Below are 9,545 nucleotides of genomic sequence, written 5' to 3'. Positions count from 1 at the left end.
AACATCACACATAAAGCATTTGATTTATATAATTCAAGCAACAAAAGTACAGATACTAAGAAAACAGATGGAGACGTACTACGCCGAATGGTTACGGGTCTTTTTTACGTGAAGAACTGGCAAAAAAACACTGCGTTAGGTGCGTGATTGGTGCGTTAGGTGTTTTAGATCATCTAACGCACCTTAATCGGTTGGTATATAGATGTTTAGAGTGCAAGTGCGTTAGGTGCGTTAGGTTTTTGCATTAAATTCTCTGAGGCGGTTAACAAAAAAAGATAAAAAACAAATGTGTATATCGTATTTGTATATAGAAAAAACTATTTTTGCCTTACTTATAACGATATTGATTTATACATGATAAAGAAAATTATATTTCTATTGCTGTTTTTGCCCATCGGTCTTTGTGCCCAAATAAACACAGACAGGGTAATGACCATTGCCCGAAATGCTTTATATTTTGAAGATTACGTGCTCTCCATACAATACTTCAATCAAGTAATTAATGCTAAGCCTTATTTGTATGAACCTTACTTCTTCCGAGGATTGGCTAAAATGTATTTAGATGACTTTCAGGGTGCAGAAGCTGATTGTGAAATGGCTATTCAGCGAAATCCTTTTGTAGTGGGAGCTTATCAGATACGAGGGTTGGCCAGAATTAAACAAAATAATTTCGATGGGGCCATTGGCGATTATCGCAAGGCGTTGGAATATGATCCGGAGAACATTACTCTATGGCATAACTTAACGCTTTGTCATATACAAAAAGATGATTATGAGGCAGCAAATAGCGATTTGAATACATTGTTGACTATTGCTCCCAAATATACCAGAGGATATTTAATGCGAGGAGAAGTGGCACTTCGTCAGCAAGATACGATTCGTGCGCTTCGTGATTTTGATATAGCGATTGATATTGATCGTTATGATCCGGACGTATGGGCTTCTAGGGCGATCGTTCGTTTGCAAAAAGGAGATTATGCGGAAGCTGAATCTGATTTAGACAGAGCTGTACATCTAAGTACAAAGAATGCAGGAGTTTATATCAATCGTGCATTGGCCAGGTTTCATCAAAATAACTTGAGAGGGGCTATGAACGATTATGATTTTGCTTTGGAAATTGAACCGAGTAACTTTATAGGGCATTATAACCGTGGGTTATTACGTGCTCAGGTAGGAGATGATAACAGGGCTATTGAAGATTTTGACTTTGTGCTCAAAATAGAACCTGATAATATGATGGCTCTATTTAATCGCGGTTTATTGAAAGCTCAGACAGGAGATTATCATGGGGCTGTCAGCGATTATTCAACAGTAATTAATGAGTATCCGAATTTCCTGGCAGGATATCATTATCGTGCTGAAGCAAGGAAAAAGATTGGAGATCGTAAGGGGGCAGAAGCTGATGAATTTAAAATATTGAAGACACAGTTGGATAAGCAAAATAGCAAATATGCCAATAATACGTCTGCCACTGCGAATCGCTCAGATGAGACTGGTGATGATGAGAAAGACAAGACTCGTAAGAAGTCTGATAAGAATATGAATAACTATCGTAAGATTGTTATTGCAGACTCTTCTGAAGCAGAACAGAAATACAATAGCGATTATCGAGGTAAAATACAGGATCGGAATGTAAGTATTAAACAGGAGCCTATGTATGTACTTACTTATTATGAAAAATTGAGCGAAGTTAAAAGAAATGTGCATTATAATCGTTACATTGATGAGTTAAACCACTCCCATATACTTCCTGATCGTCTTCGTATTACTAATATGGAGTCTCCTTTATCAGAAAAGCAGGTACAACTTCATTTTGCACTGATTGATAAACATACAGGAGATATTGCAGGTGATTCGAAAAATGCCCTTAAGCGTTTTGCGCGTGCGCTTGATTTCTATCTTGTACAAGATTTCTCTAATGCTATTGAAGACTTAACCCAGGCTATTTTATTGGATGATAGTTTCTTCCCTGCTTATTTTATGCGTTCCTTGATTCGATATAAACAATTGGAATATCAACGAGCGGAAGAAACGCTTGCTGCTTCTACAATATCAAGTAAAGAAAATAAAGTAGCTATAACCGGGTTGGATTATGAAATTGTTAAAAATGACTTGGATCATGTGATTAAGCTGGAGCCTGGTTTTGTTTATGCCTATTATAATCGGGCTAATATTCTGACGATGTTGAAAGATTATCGCGCAGCAATTGTAGATTATGATAAAGCTATTGAATTGAATGCGGATTTTGCAGAGGCTTATTTCAATCGTGGACTCACACATATATTCCTTGGTAATAATAAAAAAGGTATTAATGACTTGAGTAAGGCTGGAGAATTAGGTGTCGTTTCTGCTTATAATATTATTAAACGTTTTACCGACTTATCGGAATAATTACATAATTTTGCAAGTCAAAGTCAAGAAAGAAATAAAAATAAATAAGATTATGATAAAAATTACATTCCCTGATGGCTCTGTTCGTGAGTATAGCAAGGGAGTCAACGGGCTACAGATTGCAGAAAGCATTAGCTCTCGTTTGGCACAAGACGTACTATCTATTGGAGTTAATGGAGAAATATACGATTTAGGTCGCCCCATTATGGAAGATGCCACAGTGAAATTGTATAAGTGGGAAGATGCAGAAGGAAAGCATGCTTTCTGGCATACAAGTGCTCACTTATTGGCAGAGGCATTGCAGGAACTCTATCCCGGTATTCAGTTTGGTATCGGTCCGGCTATAGAAAATGGTTTTTACTATGATGTTGATCCGGGAGAGGTTTCTATTAAAGAGGCTGATCTGCCTAAAATAGAGGCAAAAATGACTGAACTGGTCGCTAAAAAAGAAGCTGTGGTAAGGCAAAGTATTGCAAAAGATGATGCTGTAAAGATGTTCGGAGAGCGTGGAGAAACATATAAGACCGAGTTGATTTCAGAACTTGAAGACGGAACAATTACTACCTATACACAAGGAGCATTTACTGATTTATGTCGTGGACCTCACTTGATGAATACAGCCCCTATCAAAGCCATCAAACTTACTTCTGTGGCAGGTGCTTATTGGCGTGGTCAGGAAAACAGGAAGATGCTGACACGTATATATGGTATAACCTTTCCCAAGAAAAAAATGCTGGATGAATATTTGGTGTTATTAGAGGAAGCTAAAAAACGCGACCATCGTAAAATCGGAAAAGAAATGGAACTGTTCATGTTTTCTGAGAATGTAGGTAAAGGCTTGCCTATGTGGTTGCCTAAAGGAACAGCATTGCGTATTCGTTTGGAAGATTTCCTGAAGAGAATTCAGAAAAGATTTGGATATCAACAGGTAATGACCCCTCATATTGGAAGTAAGCAGCTGTACGTAACTTCCGGTCATTATGCTAAATATGGAAAAGATTCTTTCCAACCGATACATACCCCCGAAGAAGGAGAAGAATATCTGTTGAAACCAATGAACTGCCCTCACCACTGTGAAATCTATAAGTGGCAGCCTCGTTCTTATAAAGAGCTACCATTGCGTTTAGCGGAGTTTGGAACGGTATATCGTTATGAGCAAAGTGGAGAACTTCATGGGTTGACTCGTGTTCGTGGTTTTACCCAAGATGATGCTCATATATTCTGTCGTCCCGATCAGGTGAAAGAAGAATTCCTGGCTGTAATGGATATTATCTTTATCATCTTTAAAGCACTTGATTTTGAGAATTTTGAAGCACAAATCTCTCTTCGTGATCAGGTAAATCGTGAAAAGTATATTGGGAGCGAGGAAAACTGGGAGAAAGCAGAGCAATCTATTATTGAAGCTTGCGAAGAAAAAGGATTGAAAGCTAAGATAGAATACGGCGAAGCAGCTTTCTATGGTCCTAAACTCGACTTTATGGTTCGTGATGCTCTTGGACGTAAATGGCAGTTAGGTACTATCCAGGTAGATTATAGTCTTCCTGAAAGATTCCAGTTGGAGTATACAGGTACCGACAATCAGAAACATCGTCCTGTAATGATTCACCGTGCTCCATTTGGTTCTATGGAACGCTTTGTGGCTGTACTTATTGAACATACCGCAGGTAAATTCCCTTTATGGCTTACTCCGGATCAGGTTGCTATATTGCCAATCAGTGAGAAATTTAATGAATATGCTGAAGGTATAAGGAGATATCTGGATTCTATTGAAATACGTGCTATTGTGGACGATAGAAATGAAAAAATCGGCCGTAAGATTCGTGATAATGAAATGAAGCGCATTCCTTATATGTTAATTGTAGGAGAGAAAGAAGCCGAAAATGGTGAAGTTTCTGTTCGTAAACAAGGAGAAGGTGATAAGGGAAGCCTGAAAATTGAAGAATTTGGTAAAATTTTGAACGAAGAAGTTCAAAATATGATAAATATGTGGTAACTTTGCGCGCAATTGTAAAAGCGCAGTGTTAATTAATACTCTAAAGTCTGCTTTTATATAAAAAAATAAATTTGGTAGTAAATAAAAAACAAACAGGAAGTAATCGATCTTTAATGAAGAATGACAGCTTAAAAAGCCAGTACAGAATCAATGAACAGATTCGTGCTAAAGAAGTTCGTATTGTGAGTGATGACATTGAACCACAGGTGTATCCCATCGCGCAAGCCTTGAAAATGGCAGAAGAGCGTGAACTTGATCTTGTAGAGATATCTCCTAATGCACAGCCTCCAGTTTGTCGTATTATTGATTACTCTAAATTTCTTTATCAGCAAAAGAAACGCCAGAAAGAACAAAAGGCTAAACAAGTTAAAGTAAACGTAAAGGAAATACGTTTTGGACCTCAGACGGATGACCATGACTATAACTTTAAGTTGAAGCATGCCAAAGGTTTCTTGGAAGATGGAGATAAAGTGAAAGCATACGTTTTCTTTAAAGGACGTTCTATTTTATTCAAGGAACAAGGTGAAGTTCTATTGCTACGTTTTGCCAATGATCTTGAAGATTATGCCAAGGTAGATCAAATGCCGGCTCTTGAAGGTAAGAGAATGATCATCTTCCTTTCTCCTAAAAAGAAAGATGCGCAGAAAAAGAGTACTCCAAAACCTGCAAAGGAAGAGACTAAGACTGATGAATAAAATGCGTAACGCGCAGGTATAGTGCGTTGCCATATAATTAATAATTAAATAAATAACTAAGATGCCAAAGATGAAGACTAACTCCGGTTCTAAAAAAAGGTTTACCCTTACCGGAACAGGTAAAATCAAAAGAAAGCACGCTTTTCATAGTCATATCCTGACTAAAAAGTCTAAGAAAAGAAAAAGAAACTTGTGTTACTCTACAACAGTTGCTGCTGTAGACGAAAATCAAGTAAGAGAACTCTTAGCCTTGAAATAATAAGAAGCGTATTGAATTATTAAACTATTAACCGAATGCATTAGCCTTAAGTTCGCTACGAGAAGTAACGACGCTAACATTCAAAAAGAGTAAAACTATGCCAAGATCAGTAAATCATGTTGCTTCAAGAGCAAGAAGAAAGAAAATTTTGAAATTGACCAGAGGCTACTTTGGTGCAAGAAAAAATGTATGGACTGTAGCTAAGAATACCTGGGAAAAAGGGTTGACTTATGCTTACCGTGACCGTAAAAACAAAAAGAGAAATTTCCGCGCTCTTTGGATACAGCGTATTAACGCTGCTGCCCGTTTAGAAGGAATGTCATATTCTAAATTGATGGGTGGTTTGCACAAAGCCGGTATTGAAATAAATCGTAAAGTATTGGCTGATTTAGCAATGAATCATCCGGAAGCTTTCAAAGCTATCGTTGCTAAAGCGAAGGCTGCTTAATATTTAGCGAGATTAAGAAATAGAAAGCCAAGTACATTTGTGTATTTGGCTTTTTTGATTTCTTGTCTCATTTTTTATAAGAAAAGACAAACAAAATAGTTATTAGGTTTGTTTATCTGATATATAGTTCTTATATTTGTTATAGAAAAATAGCCGCATTGGTTAGATTGGGAAACTCATCAATTAATACTGAAAACCGAGGCAAGCTTTTGCTTCTCAATGGCGGGCCACACCCTTTGGGGTAACTTTTAAGTCAGTGGATTACAAAGAGGGCAAGCACTCAAATCATGTCATTCGGAGTTTCATCACATCATCGATGCGGCTTTTTTATTTTTTAATTTTATTTCATTCTACAAAGAAGAGAATAAATAATTATGAACGAACACAACGCTGAACTTTTAGATTCGCAATCAGAATTTCCTTATCAATCATCATCCGAGAATAAATCAAAGAAGAACTTTAAAAGACTACTCCTTACGGTTGGTTTACTTTTAATGGCTTGTATTATTTATTTCATTGTCCATGTATTTGTTCTACCCGATCAAAAAATCAAGCAGATATATCTAATACCCGATGATGCTGCTTTTGTGATACAAACATCTGATCCGATTGGAGCCTGGAAGAAATTTAGTAATAGCCCTACTTGGCTTTGTTTGAAGAAATCATCTTCCATTCAGGAAGTAACAACTCAGGTTGACGAATTAGACTCCATTGTAAAGAGTAACAAGATATTATTGTCTTTAGTCGGAGAAAGAGATATGTTGATATCCATCCACAAAGTGAAGCCCACTGAATGGGATTTCTTAATTGTGGTGGATCTTCAAAAAGTCTCTAAAATAAGTCTACTTAAAGATCAGATGGATGCTATTTTTGAAGTGGCAGGATATACTGTGACACAACGTAAGTATAACGGGGTAGATATCATGGAACTTTTAGATCCTGAAACGCGTGATACTTTTTATATGGCTTTTGTAGGGAATCATGTGGTTGTTTCTTATACATCTAAATTAGTAAGTGCATCCATTGATTCCTCTAAGAAGGAAACATTCGAACCGGATGAATCTTATTTAGAGGCAGAAAAGATGGTAGCAGGGAAAGGATTGCTTCAAATCTTTTTGAATTATCGTAATTTACCTCAGTTTATGTCTATATACCTGGGAGGAAGTAATGAATATGTGGATTTATTCAGTCATTCAATGAAATATGCCGGGCTTTATTTTGATACTAATAAAGATAAAATAGAAGTAAAAGGGTACACATTACGTAAAGATACTGCGGATCCTTATATCACAGCCTTATTAAGTTCGGGGAAACATAAAATGCGGGCGCATGAAATAATGTCTGGTCGTACAGCTTTTTATACCAATATTGGATTTAGCAATCCTCTTACTTTTATCAAAGAACTGGAGAATACACTTTCTATTACTGATAAGGCCAAGTTTGATTCTTATCAAAGCTCTCGCAAGAAAATCGAAAGTTTGTTTGGTCTTTCATTGGAAGAACATTTCTTGAGCTGGATGTCGGGCGAATTTGCCATGAGTCAATCGGAAGCCGGATTGTTAGGGCGTGAACCCGAGTTGATATTGGCAGTAAGAGCAAAAAGTATAAAAGATGCTCGCAAAAGTATGGCATTTATAGAGGAGAAGGTTAGAAAACGCACTCCGATTAAGATAAAATCAGTAGAGTATAAAGGTTTTGAAGTCAATTATCTGGAAATGAAAGGCTTCTTTCGCTTGTTCTTCGGCGGACTGTTTGATAAGTTTGAAAAACCTTACTATACATATATTGATGATTATGTAGTTTTCAGTAATAAAGCTTCTTCCTTATTATCGTTTATTGAAGATTATGAGCAAAAGAATCTATTAAAGAATAGTGAAGGATTTAAAAAGGCTTATTCTTCTTTTGAGTCTAACTCCACTTTATTTGTGTATTCGGATATTCACAAGTTCTATCCTCAGTTGCAGCCTATATTGAATCGAGCTACCTGGACAGATTTGCAATCAAATAAGGATATTCTTTACTCTTTTCCGCATTGGACGATGCAAATCATTGGTGATGGTCATTCAGCCTCTTTACAATATGTAATGGATTATAAAGAGTATGAACCGCAACAAAATGTAGAGCCGGAGATCGGTGATGAAGAAGATAAGAGCATGAATGAAGATGCTGAAACGGAGAAGGAACTTATGACCGAGTTAAAACGTTTCTATGTGGAAAAGTTTGCCGGGAATGTATTACGTGAATTCTATCCGGAAGGTGCTTTAAAGAGCGAGTCTGAAGTTAAATCAGGCAAGCGTCATGGGCGGTATCGTGAATATTATGAAGACGGCACATTGAAAGTCAGAGGGAAATATGCCGCCAATAAACCTAAAGGTACCTGGAAGTATTATACAGAAGAAGGTAAATTTGAGCGAAAGGAAAAGTATTAAATGATACTTAACTTGGCTAAGTAGTCATAGTGCTTTCCTTCTTTTATCAATTCGGCTTTAAAACCATATTCAGATGCGTATAAGCTAAGGGTTTGGAAATCAATGTATAACCAATCAAAGGTTTCTCCCTGTATGTCTTTATACTGCATCTGAAAGTCTATTTCTCCATAATAATCATCATTTAAATCTACCAGAAAGCTTCCGTCTTCTTCTTCGTAAAGATAGCGGAGGTCGCTCGAATCCATTAGTATAAACCCTTCAGATTTTAAGAGTTGCTTCATCTTTTTAAAGAATGCGGGCATGTTTTCTATTTTGCCAATAATGCCGGAGCCGTTCATAAGCATTAGAATGGTATCGAACTTATCGGAGAACTGTTCATTGAATAAATTAATAAGTCGGACATCCTTTACTCCACGCTTTTTCATTACTTCTACCGAAGCGGGGGAGATCTCGATGGCACAAACCTCTTTTCCCATCTCCTGAAGAGCTAAGCTGTGACATCCACTTCCTGCACCAACATCTAAAACACTTCCTTTAGCCATTTCTAACGCCGTTTTTTCTAATAGGGGCATTTGCTTAAACGGGCGAAATAACTCTTTTACAGGTATTTCATCTTCATCAAATAAAGAAGAAAAAACACGTAGGCGGTCGGCTTTGTGCTTTTGGGAATAATCGGAAATAGCTGTTCCCATAGGGTCTTTGTCCGGGCTAAGCAAGGATGTATTCATTGAATTAAAAAGATTAATATATTCGGCAAAGATAACATCAGCTAACCGATTTTACCCAATCTTCGTTGAACAAATTTCTTCTGCGGCATCTTTTTGATTGCTTTAGCCGGATTTTGCCACGGCCGTAACACGGTTTCTCCACGGCCGCAACGAGATTTTGACGCGGCCGCAATAAAAACTTGCCACGGCCGTGACAAAACTTTGCCGTGGCCGTAGCAAAACCTGGCATAAGAAGCATCATATATCAGAAAAGCCCTATCTTTGCAATTGGTAATTTAAGAAAGAAGAATATGAGTATTGAAGAAGCTATAACCGGAGGCATTGTTTTCAAAGGGAAAGCAAAAGACGGTAAGAAGGAAGAAAAAAAAGTGAAGACCAAAGCGAAAAAGGCTACTTACATCAAAGGTCTTCATGGTTCCGGTGCAGCTAAAATGAAAGCTGAGATTCGGAGAAAAAGGGCGAATAGGAGATAATAGTGAAAAGTGAATAGTGAAAAGTGGAAGTTTCGGGAGCGTAAATTAAACTGTGTCAGCTTTTCGCTTTCACTTTAAGGTTTCAGGTTTTTCATTCCCCTGTCTCATTCAATGGGTAATGAGGAACCT

The 9,545-nt window shown here is 37.3% G+C and carries 8 protein-coding genes; 7 read left to right on the top strand and 1 reads right to left on the bottom strand.

What is annotated here, in order from left to right:
* The first annotated feature begins 354 nt into the window (after positions 1-354).
* The 6 genes from D0T60_RS18165 to D0T60_RS18140 all read left to right on the top strand — a co-directional run bounded on the left by D0T60_RS18165 (position 355) and on the right by D0T60_RS18140 (position 8,215).
* Positions 355-2,391: a tetratricopeptide repeat protein gene (locus D0T60_RS18165; RefSeq protein WP_163219845.1), complete on the top strand. Its 2,037-nt coding sequence runs from the start codon at positions 355-357 to the stop codon at positions 2,389-2,391.
* A gap of 52 nt (positions 2,392-2,443) precedes the next feature.
* Complete coding sequence (gene thrS / locus D0T60_RS18160) at positions 2,444-4,384, top strand: threonine--tRNA ligase (RefSeq protein ID WP_163219842.1); 1,941 nt, start codon at positions 2,444-2,446, stop codon at positions 4,382-4,384.
* Positions 4,385-4,497: 113 nt separating this feature from the next.
* Positions 4,498-5,079, top strand: a complete 582-nt coding sequence (gene infC, locus D0T60_RS18155; protein WP_163219847.1) for a translation initiation factor IF-3 — start codon at positions 4,498-4,500, stop codon at positions 5,077-5,079.
* A gap of 61 nt (positions 5,080-5,140) precedes the next feature.
* The gene (rpmI, locus tag D0T60_RS18150) at positions 5,141-5,338 is read left to right on the top strand and encodes a 50S ribosomal protein L35 (protein WP_163219839.1); all 198 of its coding nucleotides are present in this window, start codon (positions 5,141-5,143) and stop codon (positions 5,336-5,338) included.
* 97 nt (positions 5,339-5,435) lie between these two features.
* Positions 5,436-5,786, top strand: a complete 351-nt coding sequence (rplT, locus tag D0T60_RS18145; RefSeq protein WP_163219836.1) for a 50S ribosomal protein L20 — start codon at positions 5,436-5,438, stop codon at positions 5,784-5,786.
* 374 nt (positions 5,787-6,160) lie between these two features.
* On the top strand, positions 6,161-8,215 hold the full coding sequence (locus tag D0T60_RS18140; protein WP_163219833.1) for a DUF3352 domain-containing protein: 2,055 nt from the start codon (positions 6,161-6,163) through the stop codon (positions 8,213-8,215).
* Here the strand turns inward: D0T60_RS18140 and D0T60_RS18135 are convergent.
* Positions 8,212-8,943 (bottom strand): bifunctional 2-polyprenyl-6-hydroxyphenol methylase/3-demethylubiquinol 3-O-methyltransferase UbiG, encoded by a 732-nt coding sequence (locus tag D0T60_RS18135; protein WP_163219831.1) that lies wholly within the window; start codon positions 8,941-8,943, stop codon positions 8,212-8,214. The two genes, D0T60_RS18140 and D0T60_RS18135, sit on opposite strands and share 4 nt — an antisense overlap.
* Positions 8,944-9,233: 290 nt before the next feature.
* On the opposite strand from D0T60_RS18135, the gene D0T60_RS18130 reads away from it, so the two are divergent.
* Complete coding sequence (locus D0T60_RS18130; protein WP_163219829.1) at positions 9,234-9,416, top strand: hypothetical protein; 183 nt, start codon at positions 9,234-9,236, stop codon at positions 9,414-9,416.
* Positions 9,417-9,545 lie beyond the last annotated feature (129 nt).

This window comes from Bacteroides sp. 224 (assembly GCF_010500995.1).
Taxonomy (GTDB): Bacteria; Bacteroidota; Bacteroidia; order Bacteroidales; family Bacteroidaceae; genus Bacteroides.
This window is presented reverse-complemented; position numbering and strand designations above follow the sequence as displayed.